We start from the raw sequence: 21,721 nt of genomic DNA, 5'->3' as shown, positions 1-21,721 counted from the left end.
GGGGAAATTATGATTAAAACATCGTCTATTACAAAATTAGCAAATGGTTCAATTGTTACGCCGAAAGGCTTTTCGGCAATCGGTACTGCAAATGGTCTGAAAAAGGTGAAAAAGGATGTGGGTGCAATCGTTTGTGAGGTGCCAGCATCATGTGCCGCTGTGTATACAACAAATCAAATACAAGCAGCACCGTTGCAAGTAACGAAGGATAGCATAGCAGCAGAAGGGAAATTACAAGCAATTGTTGTAAATAGCGGAAATGCAAATGCTTGTACGGGCATGAAAGGATTGCAAGATGCTTATGAGATGCGAACATTAGGAGCGGAACACTTTGGAGTAAAAGAAAAGTACGTCGCAGTCGCTTCAACAGGTGTAATTGGAGTCCCTTTACCGATGGATAGCATTCGAAAGGGAATTGAATCTCTTGTGCCAACAAAGGAAGTAAGTGAAGCTCATTCTTTTTGTGAAGCAATTTTAACGACAGACCTCATAACGAAAGAAACTTGCTATGAGATGATAATTGATGGGAAAGAAGTGACCATTGCTGGGGTCGCAAAAGGTTCAGGGATGATCCACCCGAATATGGCAACGATGCTTAGTTTTATTACAACAGACGCAAATATAGAGCATGAAATACTGCAAACAGCATTATCAAAAATTACGAATCATACGTTTAATCAAATTACGGTGGACGGAGATACGTCTACAAATGATATGGTTATCGTTATGGCAAGTGGATTATCAGAAACGAAAACGATGGATATGGAACATAAGGATTGGGAAACTTTTGTATTTGCTTTACAAAAGGTATGTGAAGATTTAGCGAAAAAAATTGCACAAGATGGTGAAGGTGCTACGAAGTTAATAGAAGTAAACGTGTTAGGGGCTAGAACAAATGAAGAAGCAAAGAAAATTGCAAAACAAATAGTCGGTTCAAGTCTTGTGAAAACAGCGATATATGGTGAGGATCCAAATTGGGGACGAATTATTAGTAGTATTGGACAGAGTGAAGTAACTATTAACCCAAATACAATTGATATCACTCTTCAATCTATCGCCGTATTAAAAAATAGTGAGCCTCAAATGTTTTCCGAAGAGGAAATGAAAAAGAAATTACAAGAACATGAAATAAAAATTGATGCGTGTTTACATTTAGGAGATGAAACGGGATCAGCTTGGGGCTGCGACTTAAGTTATGAATATGTGAAAATAAATGCTTGTTATCGTACATAAGGAGAGAGAAGATGAGCGATTACATTGTAGTTAAATGTGGCGGTAGCATGTTGAATCGATTAAATAGTGTGTTTTTTGATTGCATAAAGAAATTGCAAAATAAGTATAAGGTTGTTATTGTCCATGGCGGTGGCCCAGAAATTGATGCCAAGTTAGAAGATGCTAATATCAAGATAGAAAAGAAAGATGGATTACGAGTAACGCCGAAAGAGGTTATGGATGTTGTTCAAATGGTGCTATGCGGAAGTACGAATAAAAAAATCGTAATGAATTTACAAAAACATAATTTACTTGCGGTGGGGCTTTCAGGATGTGACGGTAATTTACTTCAAGTTCAACCTGTTGGTGAAGAGATAGGATATGTAGGAGAAGTAAGTTATGTAGAAACAGCCTTATTAAAAGGATTGATAGATATGAATTATATTCCTGTGATTGCTCCAATCGGGATAAATGGTAATGAAGTTTATAACATTAATGCAGATACTGCTGCAGCTGGAATTGCAGCCACACTATCCGCAAAAGAACTCATTTTTATAACGGACGTAGATGGAGTATTACACGAAGGAAGATTGGTAAAGAAAATGGATGAATATGAAATTCTTACTTTTATAGAACAAGGTGTCATTACAGGTGGGATGATTCCGAAAGTACAGGCGGCACTTACATCGTTAAAAATGGGAGTGAAAAAGGTTAGTATCGTAAATGGTACAAAGGATTTTGCCGGGGTCACAGGAAAGTGTATTGGAACCACGGTAACGAAAGGAGTGAGTATTCTATGACAAGCCATCTTTTTCAAACGTATGGCAGGAGAACTATTGAGTTTGTAAAGGGGAATGGAACAACAGTCATTGATAAAAATGGTACGCAATACTTAGATTTTACGTCGGGGATTGGTGTATGTAACTTAGGACATTGTCATCCTACTGTTGTAAAGGCAGTAGAAAATCAAATTGGAAACATATGGCATATATCTAATTTGTTTACGAACTCCTTACAAGAAGAGGTCGCATCGTTATTAACAGAAGATACAGCATTAGATTATGTGTTTTTTTGTAATAGCGGGGCGGAGGCAAATGAAGCGGCTTTAAAGCTAGCACGTAAGCATACTGGAAAATCTCTCGTAGTAACATGTGAGCAATCTTTTCACGGGAGAACATTTGGAACGATGAGTGCAACAGGGCAAGATAAAGTGAAAGAAGGGTTCGGTCCATTACTTCCGTCTTTTTTACATACACCATTTAACGATATACAAGCATTAGAGGAAGTAATGAATGAAGAAGTTGCGGCAGTAATGGTAGAAGTTGTTCAAGGAGAAGGAGGAGTAATATTAGCTGATCCATCCTTTTTGAAGAAAATTGAAAAACTATGTAATGAGTACAATGCTCTTTTTATTATAGATGAAATACAAACTGGAATAGGCAGAACAGGAACACTATTCGCTTATGAGCAAATGGGAATAGGGCCTGATATCGTTACCATCGCAAAGGCGCTTGGGAATGGTATTCCAGTTGGAGCGATGATTGGCCGGAAAGAACTAGGTTCTTCTTTTACTGCAGGGTCACACGGTTCAACTTTCGGTGGGAATTATATCGCTATGACTGCAGCGAAAGAAGTATTGCAATGCATTAAGGAACAATCGTTTTTTAAAGAGGTACAGGAAAAGGGCGAGTACGTATTAAAGAAATTGCAAGAAGAATTACGACACGTTGAATGTGTTCAAAATATTCGTGGTAAGGGACTTATGATTGGAATCGAATGTAAGCATGAGGTTGCAAATTTCATAGAACAACTAGAAAAAGCAGGACTTCTCGTATTACAAGCAGGACCTAATGTTATAAGACTATTACCACCACTTATTGTAACGAATGAAGAGCTAGAACAGGCAGTATATATGATAAAAGAAGTGGTCTGTACAAAAAATGCATCAATAATATAAGGGGGAAATTTCATGTCAACTGTACAAGTACCGAAATTAAATACGAAAGATCTTTTAACGTTAGAAGAATTGACGCAAGAAGAAATCATTTCTTTAATTGAGTTCGCTATATATTTAAAAAAGAACAAGCAGGAGCCTTTATTACAAGGGAAAATATTAGGTCTCATTTTTGATAAACATTCAACTCGTACTCGCGTTTCTTTTGAAGCAGGGATGGTACAGCTCGGAGGACATGGAATGTTTTTAAGTGGAAAAGAGATGCAAATTGGCAGAGGAGAAACGGTTTCAGATACTGCGAAAGTACTATCTCATTATATTGATGGAATTATGATACGTACATTCTCGCATGCAGATGTAGAAGAGCTTGCAAAAGAGTCCAGTATCCCAGTTATTAACGGTTTAACTGATGATCATCACCCTTGCCAAGCATTGGCAGATTTAATGACGATATATGAAGAAGTTCATACGTTTAAAGGAATTAAATTGGCTTACGTAGGTGATGGAAATAATGTATGTCATTCACTATTGCTAGCAAGTGCAAAAGTCGGAATGAATATGACTGTTGCGACTCCCATAGGGTATGAACCGAATGAAGAAATTGTTAAAAAAGCGTTAGCGATTGCAGATGAAACAGGGGCTGAAATTGAGATTTTGCATAATCCTGAATTAGCGGTAAGTGGAGCGGATTTTATTTATACTGACGTTTGGATGAGTATGGGCCAAGAAGGAGAAGCAGAGAAATATACTTTATTCCAGCCTTTCCAAGTAAATAAAGAGCTTGTTATACATGCAAAGCAAACATATCGTTTCCTGCACTGTTTGCCTGCTCATCGTGAAGAAGAAGTAACTGGAGAGATTATAGATGGGCCACAGTCTATCGTTTTTGAGCAAGCTGGTAACAGGTTGCACGCGCAAAAAGCGTTATTGGTGAGTTTGTTTAAAAATATAGAGGAGCCTTCCTAAAAGGGAGGTTTTTTTATGTTGAAATGTCTGATGTATATTTAGTTAATTATCTCTATATCATTTATAATAAAAAGAGAAAACTAATTTTATTTTTCATATCATGTAAGGACATACTAGATAAAAAAATATAGTTAAAGAGATGATGAATTTGAAAACAACTCAGAAAACATATTCGTTTTTTCAGCGAATGTGGAGAATATTAAAGTTTCAATATTTTAAGTTGCTTCGATCGCCAGAAGGAGCAAAGAAAGTGTCGTTAGGTTTTGCTATTGGATTTGGTTTAGAAATGTTGGTGATTTATACGGCATCGCTCGTATATTTAATATTTTATCCAATTGTCAGGTTAGCAAAGGGATCTTTTCCAGCCGCAGTCATTGGTAATATTATTGGGAAAATATCGTTTCTCCCAGTGTTTTTATTTCCGTTTGCTTATGCGTTAGGGAAAATGATTTATCCATTTCATGTACAGAAAATACATCATGAACCATTTACGATATCAGATTTGTTTTCGAGCCATATTTTTACGATGTTAAAGAGCTTATTACAGAGTGAAGTATATGTATTAATTGGTATGACGATAATAGGAATTGTGTTTGGGGTAATTTCATATTTCGTAGTGCATTATTTATATGAAAAGAATCGTAAGTTACGTTTGAAGAAAAGAAAGAAACAAGTGAGAGAACCACTTGTACAAATATAAAGAATGTCACATTCATTTTCTCCTTTGAATATGTTTAAGAAAAAGGGGGAGAGAATGAATGTATTATTATTACGTACCTCAAGTATATCCGTATACAAATTATTATGCTGTAAATGATATGAGGCAGCAATTCGGAGTGTATCCACAGCAACAAATACAGCAAATACAACAGCCTCAGCAGCAACCTGTTCAAGAACAAAAGCCGTATTTAATGACATGGCCATATTCAAATGTATACTATGGTAATTATTACGAATCATAAAGCTGCTTCTATTTAGAAGCAGCTTTATGCGTTTGTTTTCAAAATTAAATTTTGAATGGTTTTAAGAGAATGAATGAGCTTTTCACGCTCTTCCTCAGATAATGTTTGAAAATTTTCTTTTAGTTTGTCTAAAATGAATTGCTGATACTGATTTACTAGCAATTTCCCTTCAGTTGTTAGGGAAATTAAAATGACCCGTCGATCTTTTTCGCTATAATGACGCTCTATTAGTTCTTCTTGAATAAGTTTGTTTAATAGAGGGGTCATGTTAGGCCGTGAAATCGCTAGCCGCTTGCCAATTTCTGAAACTGCTAATGTACCATTTTCATGCAAAAGCAGTAACACTTGCGTATGCGATGGCGGCATATGTCTTTGAGAAGAAAACTCTCCAGGAAGCATAAATTTGCGATAAAAAAGAGGCACTAGCGAAAGAAGATGATCAACAATACGTTCCCACTCGCGTGATTCCATATAACGGCCCCCTTCCACTATCATTGTAACAAAAAAGACAAGGTATAAAAATAGAATTGTTTCATGGTAGCCTTAATATTTGTAGGATAACACTTGCTTTGTAAATGTATTGGCAATAATCGCATAACCGTTATCATTTGGGTGTACTTGGTCAAATAGTAACTCTTTTTTATCATTCGATATTAATTTGCGAATTGGTAAAACGATCGACGGTTGATGTGCTTTTGAAATAGAATAAATAGAATCATTCCAACCGTCTAAAAACATATCTGCATAACTTGCGATGGAGTCCTCTAGTTGTAAAGGGTTATAGAGTTCAGAGAGAATGAGTAAAGCATTCGGATTTTGATCTCGAACGGTCTTTACAATATTTTTTACATCCGTTTCAAAACGGGCTTTTTCTTTATTTAACATTTTAATACCATCTATAACACCTACATCACGATTTAAGCGGAATAAATTATTTCCTCCAATACTAATAGTAATGATATTTGCTTCCCTAATTTTTTGATGAACTTCTTCTGACTGGACTTTCTTAACGAGACGATCTGTAGTGAGACCATTTACACCGAGGTTTTCTACTGTAATTGGTTTATGAATTTGTCCTTCTAATTGTCTAGAAGCTAATTCGGCAAATCCACCTTGTGTTGATCCATATCCTTTAGCGAGTGAATCACCTAATACGAGGTGATAAAAGGAGTCGTTTGTTTGCTTATCAATCCAACTTGGAGCAGATGTTTTCTCTGTTTTTTCTTCAGGTTCGTTTTGTTTTGTCTCATCGTTCTTTTCAAAATTAGAATAAGAAATGATTAGAAGGAGGAGACAAACAATTGTTAAGATGACTTTTTTCATAAATTCATCCTCCTTGTAATTGGTAATTGTATCATATTCAGCAGTATTAGCAATGTAAGGGCATATTATATGTTTATGAAAAGTTTATAATAACTTTACAGAAAATTTGTTGAAGTTTGTCAAAAAATATTGACGATATGAAAGGACTTTATATATGATAATGTCAGATAAGGTGAAATTATGCTTAGTGGGAGCTTTATTTCCCGTTAATTGTTAGTTTTCATCAATCGGGCGTTTAAGGGGACTACTCGTTAGCGCAGGATGAAATGAAAATCGTGTCTCTAATAGAAGAAAAAAGGTATGTGGTTAGAGGCAGATAGGGATTCATTTCATTATTTCTGGTAATTGTATAAGGGGGATTTTTTGTGAAAAAGTCAAAAAAAATGCTAGCTGGAGCAACACTTGCTATAGGTGTAATAGCGCCGCAAGTATTGCCAACAACAGCTCATGCGGATGAGAATACCGGGGAGAGTACAGTTAACTTACGAATTCTAGAAACATCAGATATTCACGTTAACTTAATGAATTACGATTATTATCAAACGAAAACAGATAATAAAGTAGGTCTCGTGCAAACTGCAACACTTGTTAATGAAGCACGTGAAGAAGCGAAGAACTCTGTCCTATTTGATGATGGGGATGCATTACAAGGGACACCGCTTGGAGATTATGTAGCGAATAAAATAAAAGATCCGGAGAAGCCTGTGGATCCTAGTTATACACATCCATTATATCGTGTAATGAATTTAATGAAGTATGACGTCATCTCTCTTGGGAATCATGAATTTAACTATGGATTAGATTATTTAAACAAAGTGATTGAAAAAACGAAATTCCCGGTTATTAACTCGAATGTCTATAAAGTTGACCATGATGATAAGGAAGAGAACGATGAAAATTATTTTAAACCATATCATATTTTAAAGAAAGAAGTAGTGGATGAAGCAGGCCAAAAACAAATAGTGAAAATTGGTGTAATGGGATTTGTTCCACCACAAATTATGAACTGGGATAAAGCGAACTTAGAAGGAAAAGTAAAGGCGAAAGACATCGTCGCGACAGCAAAAATAATGGTGAAAAAAATGCAAGATGAGGGTGTAGATATTATCATTGCATTAGCTCATTCAGGCGTCGATAAGAGCGAATATAAAGAAGCGAATAAAATGGAAAATGCATCATATCATTTAGCAACAAAAGTTCCTGGCGTAGATGCAGTATTAATGGGACATTCACATACTGAAGTGACGGATATATTTAATGGTGTTCCAGTTGTAATGCCTGGTGTTTTTGGTAGTAACTTAGGTATTATTGATATGCAATTGAAAAAGGTAAACGGAAAATGGGAAGTACAAAAAGATCAATCTAAGCCACAACTTCGCCCGATTGCAAATAGTAAAGGTACCCCATTAGTAGAATCTGATCAAAATTTAGTTAATGAAATTAAAGATGACCATGAAGCGACAATTAAGTATGTAAATACAGCAGTCGGGCAAACGACAGCACCAATTAATAGTTATTTTTCATTAGTACAAGATGATCCTTCTGTACAACTTGTGACAAATGCACAAAAATGGTATGTAGAAAAGCTATTCGCTGAAAACGGACAATATAGTAAATATAAAGGAATTCCAGTTTTATCTGCAGGAGCACCATTTAAAGCAGGTGGCCGAAACGGTGCTACATATTATACGGATATTCCAGCAGGGACGTTAGCAATCAAAAACGTAGCGGATTTATATGTATATCCAAATACATTATATGCTGTAAAAGTAAGTGGGGCACAAGTGAAAGAATGGCTTGAAATGTCTGCTGGTCAATTTAATCAAATTGATTCAAAGAAAACAGAAGAACAGCCACTAGTAAATATAGGTTATCCTACATATAATTTTGATGTTTTAGATGGCTTAAAATACGAAATTGACGTAACGCAACCAGCGAAATACGATAAAGATGGCAAAGTTGTAAATGAAAATACGAATCGTATTGTAAATATGACGTATGAAGGTAAGCCTGTAGCGGACAATCAAGAGTTCATTGTAGCTACAAATAACTATCGTGGAAGTAGCCAAACGTTCCCTGGTGTAAGTAAAGGCGAAGTTGTATACCAATCGCAAGATGAAACACGTCAAATTATTGTGAAGTACATGCAAGAAACACCAGTTATTAATCCAGCAGCAGATCAAAATTGGGCGTTTAAACCGATTATTGCAGATAAATTAAATACAACATTTGATTCTTCACCAAATGCACAAAAATATATAAAGAAAGATGGAAAAATATCATATGTTGGACCATCTGAAAATGAATTCGCTAAATATGCGATTGATATAACGAAGAAGAACGACGGTGATAAGGAAACGGGTGGAGAGAATCCAACGACACCGCCAACAGGTGATGGCAATAATGGAGAGAATCCAACGACACCACCAACAGGTGATGGAGGTAATGGAGAGAATCCAACGACACCACCAACAGGTGATGGTAATAATGGGGAGAATCCAACGGCACCGCCAACAGATGAAGGTAATAATGGAAATGAACCAAAACAAGATGGAAACAACGCAGGATCTGGACAAACTACAACGGATAATCAAAATTCAAAAGAAACTGTAAGTGAAAATAAAGAAGCAGATAAAGAGGAACGTGATTTACCGAAAACAGGTGCAAGTGTCGCTTCTACAATTGGAGCGGGTCTTGCGTTTGTTGGAGCGGGATTACTTATGTTATTTAGAAGAAAGAAAGCAAATAGATAGTAAAGCATTGTATGAAAAAAGGATTACCGTAATCGGTAATCCTTTTTTTACGTATATATTATGAAACTGGTACTGTTTTTTCCTTCTTCCATGAAAGACCAAATCCAGTGAAACCAACAATAATTGTTAAGACTGGGCAAGCTAAACAGAAGATTGCGTATGGAACATAATCGAATGTTGGAACGCTAAGGACGTTTGTTAAGAATACGCCGCTTACACCCCATGGTACGAGCGGATTAATTACTGTACCAGCATCTTCTAATACTCGTGATAAATTACGACGTTCTAAACCGACTTCATCGTATTTGTTAGCGAATGCTTGTCCTGTTAAAACGATTGATAAGTATTGTTCGCCAAGTAAGAAGTTTACACCAATTGCAGTGAAAGCGGTAGAGATGATTAAGCGTGTACTTGTTTTTACAAAGCTAGAGATGATATTCATCAGTTGCGTGATAATGCCCAGTCCTTGTAGTAAACCACCCATACAAAGAGCTAGGAAAATAAGAGCAATTGACATCATCATACTTTGTAAACCACCGCGAGATAATAAGCTATCAATATCTTTTATACCAGTTTTAGAAACGTAACCATCTTGCATAATTTTCATTAAATCAGCTAAAGAAGTACTAGGGTTAAAAATAAAGAGAATGATGATCCCTACTACGATTCCTGCAAGTAATGTTGGAACTGCTGGTACTTTCTTAAATGCGAATAGGAACAGTAATAAAATCGGAATAAGTGTAACGATAGAAATCGTTGCATTTTTTTCTAACGTACTAATAAAGTTTGTGAAATCAACGTCTCCTCTAGTGCCGCTTCCTAAAATGAAAAATGCGATAAAAGCAATAATGAAAGCAGGGACTGTTGTCCAAAGCATGTTGCGAATATGTTCAAATAAATCTACACCAGTTACAGCTGGAGCTAAGTTTGTTGTATCAGATAAAGGAGACATTTTATCCCCAAAGAATGCACCAGAAATAATTGCACCAGCAATAAGAGCTGGATCGTATCCGAGAGCACTACCCATTCCCATAAAGGCAAGCCCTACTGTTGCTGCAGTTGTAAATGCACTACCGATACTTGTTCCAACAATTGCACAAACAACAAAGACAGTAGGAACGAAAATTTTTGGAGATACAAGTTGGAATCCGTATACCATTAAAGTTGGAATTGTTCCAGCTGCGATCCAAACACTAATTAATACTCCGACAAGTAAGAAAATAAAAATAGATGGAATACCAGCTGAAATACTACTTATCATCCCTTTTTCCATAGTAGACCAAGAGATTTTTTTCATAAATCCAAACGCTAATAAAATAACGATGCCGAATAAAATTGGGATATGTGGTGAAACTTCTAATTGAATAACACTAAAGCCAATACAGAAAAAGATAAAAAATGTTAAAAGAATAGATTCGATTTTTGAAATCATTGTTTTCTCCTCCTAATTAATCTAAAATAGCTCTTTTTTATATAAAATTCGCCAATACTGTATATTTCCTTTTAAGATTTAGAATTTTGTGACAAACTACCGGTAATTGTTTTTCATCATAAAGTTTAAAAAATCGGGATTTATCAAGCTTTGTATCTCTCCTATCTCAAATTTTTAGGATAATCGCTCAATAAAGATTGGAATAAAAAAACGCCCCTGCATATAATTATGCAGGGACGAAGAAATCGCGGTACCACCCTAGCTTGTGAAAGGAATGTATCACAAAATAAAGGGCCATATGATATGCGCTAATAAAATAAAAACGCCCCTGCAATATATGCAGGGACGAAAAATTCGCGGTACCACCCTAAATTGTGAAACAGTGTCGTTTCACCACTCTTTAGACATAACGGTCTAAACCGTCTTTCACTACTCCTCACGTTTCGTAAAAGAAGCTCCAGGGGGTAATTCATAAATCGCTCTGTACTGGTTCGCACCGACCACCAGCTCTCTGAAATCAGAAAACGAAATACTACTAAATCCTATCAACGCCGATTCATATGATGTTAGTTAAATTTTTATCATATATTCATCATACATGTCAATAAAAACATTCGATATTTTTTTAGGTAAATAAAGGAGAAATGTTTTTAATACTGTAAAAGTGTGCGTTATAATGAATTTGAAAGGGGAGGAAAGAGTGAAGAAAAAAATAATTCTTTTTACCACCTTACTAGTCGTTGGCGGAAGTGCTGGAATTTACACAGCTTTTGCAGCTGAATCAGAGCAGTCAAAACAAAAGCAAATACAGCAGTCAGAAGTGAAAAAAGTGAAAGAAACTGAAGAGAAGAAATCGATGGAAAAATCAGCTGCAAAACTAGGAGTTTCTACTGAAGGGAAAACAAAAGAAGAGATTACGAAAGAAGTAGATACCGCTAGGTTTGAGCAGCGCCATGATTTATTAATTGAGCATGCTAAGCAACTTGGAATTGATACAGAAGGGAAAAAAGAGGAAGAGATTATTTTAGAAATTGGAAAGATACAACATGGAAAGTAGAACAACTTATCGTATGATAAGTTGTTCTTTTTTAAGAACTATTTGATTTAAAAATAATTGACAGTCATTTGTTTTTAATGTTAACTATATTTATAAACAAGTTAACATTAGGGGTGACAATTGTGGCTGTTAATAGTAACACGAGTGAAAAATCGTCTTATACATATGAAGAATTATCGAAGAAGAATAAAGATTACGTATGGCACCCATTTACACAAATGAAAGATTATTTAGAAGAAGATCCTGTCATTATTGAACGTGGAGAGGGAAGAAAGCTATACGATGTAAATGGAAATGAATATTGGGACGGTGTTTCGTCTATTTGGTTAAATGTTCATGGGCATCAAGTGCCGGAACTAGATGAGGCAATTCGTGAGCAATTAAATAAAATTGCTCATTCTACTATGTTAGGACTTGCTAACGTTCCATCTATTTTATTAGCAGAAAAAATAATTGATGTTGTACCAGAAGGCTTGAAGAAAGTATTTTATTCAGACTCTGGTTCTACCGCTGTTGAAATTGCAATTAAGATGGCTTTTCAATATTGGCAGCATAAAGGAAAACCGAGAAAACAAAGATTTGTTACATTAAAAGAAGCATATCACGGTGATACAATAGGTGCTGTTTCAGTAGGGGCAATAGACTTGTTTCACCAAGTGTATAGTTCACTATTATTTGAGGCAATTAAAATGCCGTATCCATATACATATCGTTCTCCTTATGGAGATAATAAGGAACAAATTGTAAAGAAACATTTAGAAGAAATGGAAGAATTGCTGAAAGAAAAACATGAAGAAATTGCAGCAATTATTGTAGAACCTTTAATGCAAGGTGCTGGAGGCATGATTACAATGCCAAAAGGATATTTAAAAGGGCTACGTAATTTATGTACAAAATATAATGTTTTATTTATTACAGATGAGGTAGCGACTGGGTTTGGGCGTACGGGGAAAATGTTTGCGTGTGAACATGAAAATGTGACGCCGGACATTTTAACAGCTGGGAAAGGTTTAACAGGTGGATATTTACCGATTGCTGTTACGGTAACGACAGACGAAATATATAATGCCTTCTTAGGAGAGTATGAGGAACAAAAAACATTTTTCCATGGGCATAGTTACACAGGTAATCCGTTAGGGTGTGCGGTAGCAATTGCGAATCTAGAACTATATGAAAAAACTAATTTAATAGAATCTGTTGCGCATAAAACAGAATATGTAGCGGGGCAATTAGAAGCGCTTAATGAATATAAGCACGTAGGTGATATTCGTCAGTGCGGATTAATGATTGGTATTGAACTTGTGAAAAATAAAGAAATGAAAGAATCGTATGAATGGACAGAAAGAGTCGGTGTTCAAGTATGTAAACGCTCAAGAGAGTTAGGCATGATTTTACGTCCGCTTGGTAACACCATTGTATTTATGCCTCCTCTTGCATCTACAATTGCTGAAATTGATGAGATGTTACGCATTTTATATAAAGCAATCTCGGATGTTACGGAGGAAGAATAATGAGTGGTTTTTTCATAACGGCAACTGATACTGAAGTTGGAAAAACTGTGGCTGCAGGTGCGTTAGCAGGTGTATTTAGAGAATTGGGATATAACGTAGGGGTATATAAACCGTTGCAAAGTGGACATGCTGCATCAAACGCAGAGGGAGATGCAGCAAGGTTAAAAGCCTTATCGGGTGTATCGACAAGAGAAGAAGAAATTTGTCCGTATTCTATTGAAGAACCACTTGCTCCGAGACTTGCTATGAAAAGAGCTGGAAGGACAGTAACGTTAAAAGAAATTACTGATCACTATAATGAACTACTAAAAGAGTTTAATAGCCTATTTGTAGAAGGGGCTGGTGGGCTTGCAGTCCCATATACAGAAGATGCTTTAGTAATCGATTTTGCAAAAGAATTACAGCTTCCTCTTATTGTGGTAGCGCGTCCGACACTAGGAACAGTGAATCATACTGTCTTAACGATTTCTTATGCAAGGGCACATGGCTTAACAGTAGCAGGTGTCATTTTGTCTGGTTGTAAAGAATGTGAAAAAGCAAGAGTACAAGAAAACAAAGAAATGATTGAAGAGTTGAGCGGGGTACCGGTTTTAGGTTTATTACCATTCCTTGAAGGTGATTTTACTAGGGAAGAATTATTGGAATTGGCAAAAGAGCATATTATGATTTCAAAATTAGAGGAGTCCATCCAAAATGAATCAAAAGTGGCGCGCGCATCTTCAATCTAAAATAGAACAATTAAGAGAGCAAGGACAGTATCGTAATTTGCATGTGACAGAGAAAGCGGAAGAGACATGGCTTATTCGAAATGAGAAAAGGATGCTAAATTTAGCGTCAAATAATTATTTAGGGTTAGCTGGAGATGAAAGGTTGAAAGAAGCTGCTATTGCTTGCACAAGAAAATATGGAACTGGAGCGACAGCATCTCGTCTCGTTGTAGGAAATTATCCACTGTATGAAGAGGTTGAGAGAAGTATATGCAACTGGAAAGGTACTGAAAGAGCGTTAATCGTAAATAGTGGGTATACAGCAAATGTAGGTATACTATCTTCTTTAGCTGGTCGTCACGATATTGTTTTTAGTGATAAATTAAATCACGCAAGTATTGTTGATGGAATTATATTAAGCGGTGCAGAACATAAAAGGTATCGTCATAATGATTTGGATCATTTAGAGAAGATGTTGAAAGTAGCGTCACCTGAAAAGAGGAAATTAATCGTAACTGATACTGTTTTTAGTATGGATGGTGATACTGCATATTTGAGAGATTTAGTGAAGCTGAAAGAGAAATACGGGGCAATCATTATAGTTGATGAAGCACATGCGAGTGGAATATATGGAATCGGTGGAGCTGGATTATCTCATATAGAAAAAGATCTTGCTCAAAAAATCGATATACATATGGGGACGTTTAGCAAGGCTTTAGGGTGTTATGGTGCGTATTTAACAGGTGATGCAATTTATATAGAGTACTTACAAAATATGATGAGAAGCTTTGTTTTTACTACAGCTTTACCACCAGGAGCATTAGGAGCAGTGCAAAAAGCAATTGAGATTGTAAAAGAAGATAACGAAAGAAGAGAGAACCTTATAGCGAATGGTGCATATTTCAGGACGCATTTACAAGAAGCTGGTTTTGACATTGGGAATAGCTCAACTCATATTGTACCAATTGTAGTCGGTTCAAATGAAAATGCTTTACGGTTTAGTGAAAGATTACAAGAGATAGGTATCGCAGCCATTGCAATTCGTCCGCCAACTGTTCCGATTGGTAGTTCCCGAATTCGCTTTGCTGTTACGTCACAACATACAATGGCGGATTTAAAATGGGCCATTCAGCATATTATACGCATCGGTAAAGAAGAGGGGTTTTTAGTATGAAAGAGCTAAAGGTTATTTTTATTCCTGGGTGGGGAATGGAAGAAGATGTTTGGACTTTTGTACTTCCGTATTTTAAAGACTATCCTGTTCAATGTTTAGATTGGCGTAATGTGAAAGAACAAAGTGAATTTGCGGGACGAATAATAGAGGTAGCACGTGATGAAAATGTAATTTTAGTTGGATGGTCATTAGGAGCATTAGCGGCAATTCAAGCTTATAAAAAGATTAAGGCGAAAGGTATTGTACTAATTGGTGGTACTGCTAAATTTACAAATACGAGCGACTATACAAGCGGATGGAATTCTTTGCATGTAGAACGTATGAAAAAGAATTTAACGAGAAAGAAAGAAGATACTTTGAATCGTTTCTATGAAAATATATTTACAAAAAATGAGCTGAAGGAGAATACGAGTTTTAAAGAGATTGCGCTGAATTTTAAAGGGGACTCGATTCAGTCTTTACAATTAGGCTTAGATTATTTAATAGAAACAGATATGAGAAACGAATTAACAGATATCAAAGTACCGTTGTTACTTCTTCATGGAGAACAGGATGTGATATGTCCATTATCCGCAGCTCATAATATGACGGAGAATACGAATGCTACGCTAAAAGTAGTAAGCGGGGCTGGTCATGCATTATGTGTAACGAATTTCGAATATTGCGCGAATGAGATAATCCAATTTGTAGAGGGGATACGACATGATCAACAAAACGTTACTACAAAAACGGTTTAATGGGGCAGCCGTATCTTACGATCAATATGCAAATGTACAAAAAAAGATGGCACATTCGTTACTTTCTATATTGAAGCGGCGATATAGTGAAACATCATCAATACGTATTTTAGAACTTGGATGCGGGACAGGTTATGTCACAGAGCAATTATCAAAGTTATTTCCAAAAGCACAAATTACAGCCGTTGATTTTGCTGAAAGTATGATTACGATTGCAAAAACTAGACAAAATACCGAAAATGTGACGTTTCATTGTGAGGATATTGAACGATTACGATTAGAAGAATCATATGATGTTATTATTTCGAATGCCACATTTCAATGGCTTAACAATGTAAAAAAAGTGATAAGAAATTTATTTCATCATTTGTCTACAGATGGGATAGTACTCTTTTCCACCTTTGGGCAAGAAACTTTTCAAGAGCTCCATGCTTCGTTTCAGCGAGCGAAAGAGGAAAAAAACATTCAAAATGAAACTTTGATTGGTCAACGTTTTTATTCGAAAGATCAGTTGCTTCATATATGCAAGATAGAAACAGGGGATGTGCATGTTTCTGAAACATGTTACATAGAAAGATTTGCAGAAGTTAGGGAATTCCTACATTCTATTCGAAAAGTAGGAGCGACCAATAGTAATGAAGAGTCTTATTGTCAAAGCCCTTCACTCTTTCGTACGATGCTTCGTATATACGAAAGAGACTTCACGGAAAAAGAAGGGATAGTAGCAACATATCATGCTTTATTTACGTATATAACAAAAGAGGGGAAGAGATGAAATGAAACAAGTACAAACAAAAAGGGATTGGAAAAAACTTGCATACGACGTAGTAGAAGAGAAAATGATTACGAAAGAAGATGCAATTGCAATATTAGAAGCTGATGATGCAGAGGTTTTAGAAATTATGAATGCAGCTTACATCATTCGCCATCATCATTTTGGTAAGAAAGTAAAGTTGAACATGATTATAAATACGAAATCTGGATTATGTCCTGAAGATTGCGGGTATTGTTCACAGTCTATTATTTCAGAGGCGCCGATTGATAAGTATGCATGGTTAACACAAGAGAAAATTGTTGAAGGAGCGCACGAAGCAATTCGTCGTAAAGCAGGTACATATTGTATTGTTGCATCTGGTCGTCGTCCGACGGATAAAGAAGTAAATCACGTTATTGGAGCAGTGAAGGAAATTCGTGAAACGACAGATTTGAAAATTTGCTGTTGTTTAGGATTTTTAAATGAAGATCAAGCAGGTCAGTTAGCAGAAGCTGGTGTGCATCGTTATAACCACAATTTAAATACGCATGCTAACAATTATGATAGCATTTGTTCAACGCATACGTATGACGATCGTGTTGATACAGTCCAAAAAGCGAAGCAAGCCGGTATTTCTCCATGCTCTGGGGCAATTTTTGGAATGGGAGAAACGATTGAACAGCGCGCTGAAATTGCCTTTGAATTACAACGTTTAGATGCGGATTCTATTCCGTGTAATTTCCTTGTTGCTGTAAAGGGTACTCCGCTGGAAGGACAAAAAGAATTAACACCTGTAGAATGTTTAAAAGTGCTGGCGATGATGCGTTTTGTAAATCCAACAAAAGAAATTCGTATTTCAGGCGGTCGAGAACTTAATTTACGTTCTGTACAGCCACTTGGTTTATTTGCAGCAAACTCTATCTTTGTCGGGGACTATTTAACAACAGCTGGACAAGAGCCGACTGCGGACTGGGGTATGATTGAAGATTTAGGATTTGAGATTGAAGAATGTGCGCTATAAGATAGATGAAAAGCAAACTCTTTAAAGGGTTTGCTTTTTTTGTAAATAAAATGTAATAAAAGTCTATTAACGCTTGATAGTAGTCACTTTTGGACGAGAAAAATAATTTTGTGGACGAATTTTCCAAGCTCTAATTGTACATAGTAAAAATGTAATTTATATCGGGTTGGAGGATTTTACATGTACAAATACATATTAGCCATTATGACTTGTCTGATTTTAATAAAAGCGATAAGTGCTGATCCAGTTAAGGCGGCTGAAAATCCTGAACAAAAAGAAATGCAACAAAGAATTGAACAGCATTTTCGAACGAAAGCTGAACATTTTGGACTTGAAACAGAAGGAAAGGATTTAAAAGAAGTGAGGAAGGAAATTTCTATTATAGAAGAAGCGAAAAAGAGAGAAAATGTGTGGAGAACAGCACAAACTCTTCGTATAAAAACAGAAGGAAAAACGATGGATGAATTAATAGAAGATGTACGAAAAAAGGTGAGAAAATAAAAAAAAGAGGCCGCAGCCTCTTTTTTTAAGCCCATTGTTTTGATAAATGAGCCATTTCGATCGCAGCAACTGCTGATTCATAGCCTTTATTGCCAGCTTTTGTACCTGCACGTTCAATCGCTTGTTCAATTGTTTCTGTCGTTAATACACCGAAAATAACTGGAATATCCGTTTGTAGTGATAAAGATGCAACACCTTTTGCTACTTCATTACAAACGTAATCGTAATGCGTTGTAGCACCGCGAATTACTGTACCTAATGTAATAACAGCATCATATTTTCCGCTATTTGCCATCTTTTTAGCGATTAAAGGAATTTCAAATGCACCAGGAACCCATGCAACATCAATATCATTCTCTTCTACACCGTGACGCTTTAATCCATCTAAAGCTCCGCCAAGTAACTTACTTGTAATAAACTCATTAAAACGTCCAACAACAACCCCAACTTTTAATCCTGTACCAACTAAATGACCTTCGAATACCATAATGTATCTCTCCCTTAATTATAAGTTTAGTAAATGTCCTAATTTGTTTACTTTCGTTTGTAAATACGTTTTATTTTCTTCTTTTGCTGGCATTTGCAACGGTACACGCTCGGTTACTTCTAAATCGTAACCTTGTAAGCCAGCAATTTTTCGTGGATTATTCGTTAATAATCGTAAACTTTGTAAACCTAAATCTTTTAAAATTTGAGCGCCAATACCGTAATCACGAAGATCAGCTGGGAACCCAAGTTTTTCATTTGCTTCTACAGTATCGAACCCTTCTTCTTGTAACTTATAAGCGCGAAGCTTATTAAGAAGGCCAATGCCGCGTCCCTCTTGTCTCATATAGAGAAGAACACCTTTTCCTTCACGCTCAATTTGAGCAAGTGCAGCATGTAGTTGTGGTCCGCAATCACAGCGGCACGAACCAAATACATCTCCTGTCAAGCATTCTGAATGAACGCGTACAAGTACAGGTTCGCCTGTTGAAACATCACCTTTTACGAGCGCGATATGTTCTTTCATATCTAATGAGTTAGAATAGCCAATTGCATGAAAAGTACCGAAATCTGTAGGTAATGTAATTTCCACTTCTCTCGTCACAAGTGTTTCGTGATGGCGGCGATAAGCAATTAAATCTTCAATTGTAATCATTTTTATATCAAATTGTTTTGCACACTGTATTAAATCAGGTACACGTGCCATCGTCCCATCTTCATTTATAATCTCGCAAATGACGCCAGCTGGCTCAGTTCCGCAAAGTTTTGCTAAATCAACAGCAGCTTCTGTATGACCTGCGCGGCGAAGGACGCCACCTTCTTTCGCAATTAATGGAAAGATATGTCCAGGGCGGTTAAAATCAGTTCCTTTAGATGCGGGATTTAATAATTCCTGTATTGTTGTAGCACGCTCATGGGCACTAATGCCTGTTGTTGTAGAAACGTGATCGATGCTTACTGTAAAAGCAGTATGATGTGAATCCGTATTATGAGAAACCATTGGTTCTAACTGTAGACGCTCTGCGTATTGCTCCGTAATCGGTACGCAAACGAGACCACGACCGTGTGTAATCATAAAATTAATCGTTTCTGGTGTAATGTACTCTGCTAAAGCAATGAAATCGCCTTCATTTTCTCGGTTTTCATCATCACATACGATAACGACTTTTCCTTGTTTTAAATCTTCTAGAGCTTCTTCAATACGATGAAACATTGTGCTTCCCCCTTATAGAAATCCGTTTTCTTGTAAAAAGCTTTCGGTCATTGAATCTGTTCCTTTTGCGGGCTTTGAAATAAAGCGTTCAATATATTTTCCAATCATGTCACACTCAATGTTTACGATGTCCCCGGCTTTTTTTTCTCCGATTATAGACTCGCTTACTGTGTGGGGGATGAGTGAAATTGTAATTGAAGATTCGTCTATATCAAATATTGTTAAACTAGTGCCATCAACAGTAACGGATCCTTTATGCAAACAATAGCGTAGTAATTCATCAGAAATTGCTATTTTGTAATAGATGGCATTGTAATGTTGTTTTTTAGTTAAAATCGTACCGATGCCGTCGATATGTCCGGTGACGAAATGTCCACCGAATCGTCCGTTCGCAGCCATTGCCCGTTCTAAATTCACTTTGGCACTTGGCTTTAGCATACGAAGTGATGTTGCATTCATTGTTTCAGGCATTGCATCAACAGTGAATGAAGTAGTCGTAAAAGTAGTTACTGTTAAGCAAATGCCGTTAACCGCGATACTATCACCTAGCTTAACATCCGATAAAATTTGATTTGCACTAATAGTTAGCTTCATTGATTCACCACTTTGAGTCATGCTTGATATCGTTCCTAACTCTTCTACAATTCCTGTAAACATTCCGTCACCTCGCTTTTTAAGGTTGCAACAATTTTTATATCATTACCAATTTGTTTCATCTCTTGAATTGTTAAGGAAAGTGCATCTTGTAACTTCGAAAAACCAGCTCCGCCAAATAAGGTGGGTGCATCTTTTCCACCAATTAATTTCGGGCTTATATAGGTCACGATTTCATTAAAACTATTTGTTTTTAAGAAGTTTGCATGCACCGTTTGACCACCTTCAACGAACAGAGAAAGAATTTGTTTCTCACCGAGTAGGGATAGGACATCTTGTATTTCAATTTGCTGTGTTTTCATTTGGAATACAGCTATATTGTTAGATTCATAAGACGCTATTTTCTCTTTGCTTACATCCTTACCGACAATAATCCATGTCGGAGTTAAGCCATCTGTTATGACATGAGAAGATGGCGGCGTTCGTAAGTGGGTATCTAAAATAACGCGTATAGGATGTTTACCTCCGTTTGGAATTCGTGTTGTTAAGTGTGGATTATCAGTTAGAACTGTATTCACACCGACTAGGATAGCATCATGTATATGACGATATTGGTGAACGTCAGCGCGTGCTTCTTCGCCTGTAATCCACTTACTTTCACCGGTTACAGTTGCTGTTTTTCCATCTAAGCTCATTGCTGTTTTTATTGTTACAAAGGGACGTTTCGTTTTCATATAGTGAAAAAAGTATCGATTTAATAAAGTGGCTTCCGCCCCAAGAACACCAGTAGTCACCTTAATTCCATCTTCTTCCAATATTCTTTTTCCATTGCCGGAAACGAGTGGATTGCAATCAAGAGTAGCAATTACAACACGCTGAACTCCTTTTTCAATGAGTAATTCACAGCAAGGGGGTGTTTTTCCAAAATGGCTACACGGTTCAAGTGTTACATAAACGGTAGCGTCTTTTGCTCTTTCTCCAGCCATGTGAAGAGCATGAACTTCAGCATGTTCTTCACCGGCACGCATGTGGGCACCCATTCCGACAATGTTGCCATCTTTTACAACGACAGCACCAACCATAGGATTTGGGCTTGTTTGTCCCGATGTTCCTTGTGCTAACTGCAAGGCAATCCTCATATATTCTTGATCTGTCATTCTCGTCACCTCTCCTGAAAAAATCAAAAAACCCCAAGGATATAGAATCCTTGGGGTTTGGGAGACGTGATTTCTAGAAATATAGTTCGAATACGAAAGTATAGGAAAGAAACCTAACGATGATTGATATTTTGGTATAAGAAAAAAACCTAGCAAAATATCGAGTTTTTCAAACGCTAGTCGTATCTTTTTATTTCAGTATAGAAA

General features: G+C 36.5%; 22 protein-coding genes and 1 other annotated feature. Of the genes, 15 read left to right on the top strand and 7 right to left on the bottom strand.

The features are described 5' to 3' along the window. Positions 1–9: 9 nt before the first annotated feature. The 6 genes from argJ to V7038_RS18610 all read left to right on the top strand — a co-directional run bounded on the left by argJ (position 10) and on the right by V7038_RS18610 (position 5,094). A complete protein-coding gene (argJ, locus tag V7038_RS18635; RefSeq protein ID WP_002111691.1) occupies positions 10–1,233 on the top strand; it encodes a bifunctional glutamate N-acetyltransferase/amino-acid acetyltransferase ArgJ in 1,224 nt (407 codons plus the stop codon). A gap of 11 nt (positions 1,234–1,244) precedes the next feature. Beyond that, entirely contained in the window at positions 1,245–2,012 is a 768-nt protein-coding gene (gene argB, locus V7038_RS18630) for an acetylglutamate kinase (RefSeq protein ID WP_002111690.1), read from the top strand. Further along, positions 2,009–3,169 (top strand): acetylornithine transaminase, encoded by a 1,161-nt coding sequence (locus V7038_RS18625; protein WP_002111688.1) that lies wholly within the window; start codon positions 2,009–2,011, stop codon positions 3,167–3,169. Before argB ends, V7038_RS18625 begins: the two co-directional genes overlap by 4 nt. A gap of 12 nt (positions 3,170–3,181) precedes the next feature. Further along, positions 3,182–4,132 (top strand): ornithine carbamoyltransferase, encoded by a 951-nt coding sequence (gene argF, locus V7038_RS18620; RefSeq protein WP_002111686.1) that lies wholly within the window; start codon positions 3,182–3,184, stop codon positions 4,130–4,132. 148 nt (positions 4,133–4,280) lie between these two features. Further along, a complete protein-coding gene (locus V7038_RS18615; protein ID WP_002111684.1) occupies positions 4,281–4,832 on the top strand; it encodes a DUF2062 domain-containing protein in 552 nt (183 codons plus the stop codon). Between the two features lie 58 nt (positions 4,833–4,890). Beyond that, positions 4,891–5,094 (top strand): hypothetical protein, encoded by a 204-nt coding sequence (locus tag V7038_RS18610; RefSeq protein ID WP_002111683.1) that lies wholly within the window; start codon positions 4,891–4,893, stop codon positions 5,092–5,094. A 24-nt stretch (positions 5,095–5,118) separates the two neighbouring features. Here V7038_RS18610 and V7038_RS18605 read toward each other — a convergent pair whose 3' ends face one another. Together V7038_RS18605 and V7038_RS18600 are read right to left on the bottom strand one after the other, a co-directional pair. Then, complete coding sequence (locus tag V7038_RS18605) at positions 5,119–5,565, bottom strand: MarR family winged helix-turn-helix transcriptional regulator (RefSeq protein WP_002111682.1); 447 nt, start codon at positions 5,563–5,565, stop codon at positions 5,119–5,121. A 72-nt stretch (positions 5,566–5,637) separates the two neighbouring features. Then, complete coding sequence (locus tag V7038_RS18600) at positions 5,638–6,417, bottom strand: GDSL-type esterase/lipase family protein (RefSeq protein WP_002111681.1); 780 nt, start codon at positions 6,415–6,417, stop codon at positions 5,638–5,640. 365 nt (positions 6,418–6,782) lie between these two features. Here V7038_RS18600 and cpdB point away from each other — a divergent pair, with 365 nt between their 5' ends. Continuing rightward, positions 6,783–9,170, top strand: a complete 2,388-nt coding sequence (gene cpdB, locus V7038_RS18595) for a bifunctional 2',3'-cyclic-nucleotide 2'-phosphodiesterase/3'-nucleotidase (RefSeq protein ID WP_335471281.1) — start codon at positions 6,783–6,785, stop codon at positions 9,168–9,170. 58 nt (positions 9,171–9,228) lie between these two features. On the opposite strand, the gene nhaC is transcribed toward cpdB, so the two are convergent. Beyond that, on the bottom strand, positions 9,229–10,602 hold the full coding sequence (gene nhaC / locus V7038_RS18590) for a Na+/H+ antiporter NhaC (RefSeq protein WP_199659723.1): 1,374 nt from the start codon (positions 10,600–10,602) through the stop codon (positions 9,229–9,231). Between the two features lie 338 nt (positions 10,603–10,940). Beyond that, positions 10,941–11,160, bottom strand: a binding site (T-box leader). Between the two features lie 142 nt (positions 11,161–11,302). Between nhaC and V7038_RS18585 the strand changes: the two genes are divergently transcribed. The 8 genes from V7038_RS18585 to V7038_RS18550 all read left to right on the top strand — a co-directional run bounded on the left by V7038_RS18585 (position 11,303) and on the right by V7038_RS18550 (position 18,064). Continuing rightward, on the top strand, positions 11,303–11,659 hold the full coding sequence (locus tag V7038_RS18585) for a hypothetical protein (protein ID WP_002111675.1): 357 nt from the start codon (positions 11,303–11,305) through the stop codon (positions 11,657–11,659). Between the two features lie 77 nt (positions 11,660–11,736). After that, positions 11,737–13,170 carry an adenosylmethionine--8-amino-7-oxononanoate transaminase gene (gene bioA, locus V7038_RS18580; RefSeq protein WP_016106106.1) on the top strand — a complete coding sequence of 478 codons (1,434 nt, stop codon included), beginning with the start codon at positions 11,737–11,739 and terminating at the stop codon, positions 13,168–13,170. Then, on the top strand, positions 13,170–13,898 hold the full coding sequence (gene bioD, locus V7038_RS18575; protein ID WP_335471278.1) for a dethiobiotin synthase: 729 nt from the start codon (positions 13,170–13,172) through the stop codon (positions 13,896–13,898). Before bioA ends, bioD begins: the two co-directional genes overlap by 1 nt. Continuing rightward, positions 13,864–15,051, top strand: coding sequence for an 8-amino-7-oxononanoate synthase (bioF, locus tag V7038_RS18570; RefSeq protein ID WP_002111672.1), 1,188 nt, complete (start codon positions 13,864–13,866; stop codon positions 15,049–15,051). The genes bioD and bioF overlap by 35 nt, the downstream gene beginning before the upstream one ends. Next, positions 15,048–15,788 carry an alpha/beta fold hydrolase gene (locus V7038_RS18565; RefSeq protein WP_016106103.1) on the top strand — a complete coding sequence of 247 codons (741 nt, stop codon included), beginning with the start codon at positions 15,048–15,050 and terminating at the stop codon, positions 15,786–15,788. Before bioF ends, V7038_RS18565 begins: the two co-directional genes overlap by 4 nt. Continuing rightward, entirely contained in the window at positions 15,754–16,563 is an 810-nt protein-coding gene (gene bioC, locus V7038_RS18560; protein WP_335471275.1) for a malonyl-ACP O-methyltransferase BioC, read from the top strand. Before V7038_RS18565 ends, bioC begins: the two co-directional genes overlap by 35 nt. Position 16,564: 1 nt before the next feature. Continuing rightward, positions 16,565–17,563 (top strand): biotin synthase, encoded by a 999-nt coding sequence (bioB, locus tag V7038_RS18555; protein ID WP_002111668.1) that lies wholly within the window; start codon positions 16,565–16,567, stop codon positions 17,561–17,563. Between the two features lie 180 nt (positions 17,564–17,743). Beyond that, positions 17,744–18,064 (top strand): hypothetical protein, encoded by a 321-nt coding sequence (locus V7038_RS18550; RefSeq protein ID WP_002111666.1) that lies wholly within the window; start codon positions 17,744–17,746, stop codon positions 18,062–18,064. Positions 18,065–18,089: 25 nt separating this feature from the next. Here the strand turns inward: V7038_RS18550 and ribH are convergent, their stop codons facing one another. Genes ribH through ribD form a run of 4 tightly spaced genes read right to left on the bottom strand, consistent with a single transcriptional unit; the run spans position 18,090 to position 21,514 of the window. Continuing rightward, positions 18,090–18,551: a 6,7-dimethyl-8-ribityllumazine synthase gene (gene ribH, locus V7038_RS18545; protein ID WP_000230892.1), complete on the bottom strand. Its 462-nt coding sequence runs from the start codon at positions 18,549–18,551 to the stop codon at positions 18,090–18,092. Positions 18,552–18,569: 18 nt separating this feature from the next. Beyond that, positions 18,570–19,763, bottom strand: coding sequence for a bifunctional 3,4-dihydroxy-2-butanone 4-phosphate synthase/GTP cyclohydrolase II (ribBA, locus tag V7038_RS18540; protein WP_002111665.1), 1,194 nt, complete (start codon positions 19,761–19,763; stop codon positions 18,570–18,572). A gap of 12 nt (positions 19,764–19,775) precedes the next feature. Then, the gene (gene ribE, locus V7038_RS18535) at positions 19,776–20,420 is read right to left on the bottom strand and encodes a riboflavin synthase (RefSeq protein WP_002111664.1); all 645 of its coding nucleotides are present in this window, start codon (positions 20,418–20,420) and stop codon (positions 19,776–19,778) included. Continuing rightward, a complete protein-coding gene (gene ribD / locus V7038_RS18530) occupies positions 20,402–21,514 on the bottom strand; it encodes a bifunctional diaminohydroxyphosphoribosylaminopyrimidine deaminase/5-amino-6-(5-phosphoribosylamino)uracil reductase RibD (RefSeq protein ID WP_335471270.1) in 1,113 nt (370 codons plus the stop codon). Before ribD ends, ribE begins: the two co-directional genes overlap by 19 nt. Positions 21,515–21,721: the final 207 nt, after the last annotated feature.

It is taken from the genome of Bacillus sp. JJ783, assembly GCF_036963225.1.
Lineage (GTDB): Bacteria > Bacillota > Bacilli > Bacillales > Bacillaceae_G > Bacillus_A > Bacillus_A cereus_U.
Note: the sequence above shows the minus strand (reverse complement) of the source record. Positions and strands in the feature narration are given on the sequence as shown.